Origin of the sequence: Vibrio sp. 10N.222.52.C12 (assembly GCF_041474215.1) — a bacterium.
Lineage (GTDB): Bacteria > Pseudomonadota > Gammaproteobacteria > Enterobacterales > Vibrionaceae > Vibrio > Vibrio crassostreae_C.
On the sequence record NZ_JBFRTR010000262.1, the window covers coordinates 1 to 635 of the forward strand.

The window sequence follows — 635 nt, forward strand, 5'->3', positions numbered from 1 at the left end:
TTAAGATCCTGTCTATGATTGCGCTCTAGGTCTTGAACAACTTTCTGCACAAGTTGTATTTCGGGGACAAGCTCAGGATCTAATTTTATAATTTCACTTGTAACATAATGGGAAAATCGACTTTCTGTTGTTTCTGTATCAGTTCCCCAATAGATAGCATTTTTTAGTATCCCTAACACCCGAATATGCAATAGAGTGAACTCATCAAGCATAACGAGATATGCATACTTTTTATCGTAGGTTAAGGATTGAGCAGTAATCGAACTTGCAATCGAGTTAACAAAATATTCTATTTTCTCAGCTTGATGGTGCTTGATAACTAGTTGATTTGCAGCAATAAGTAAGCTTTGAAACTCTTCAGAAACAATTGTTTGCTCTAAGTCATCGATTCGCTCAGCTAATGAGTTAAGTTTTGAAATAACATCTACAACCCACTTCTCAGCTCGAGCCTCTGCTGGTGGCTGCCATAATAAATGAAAAGCCTCGAGCATTGCTCCACTTGCAACAGGGGATAATCCAATAGCAGCCCTAATAACTCGATGAACTTTGTCCTGTTCATTCTCAACAGTAGGAACGTAATTCTCTATATCCAATGTTAACTCCAAAAGCCTAACGCAGCGTTAAGTAGTGAGCAA

Annotated in this window: 1 protein-coding gene; it reads right to left on the minus strand. The window is 38.3% G+C overall.

What is annotated here, in order from left to right; all coding sequences use genetic code 11:
• On the minus strand, window positions 1-593 hold a 593-nt coding region (locus AB4623_RS24235; RefSeq protein ID WP_372147549.1), incomplete at its 3' end, for a hypothetical protein.
• Window positions 594-635 lie beyond the last annotated feature (42 nt).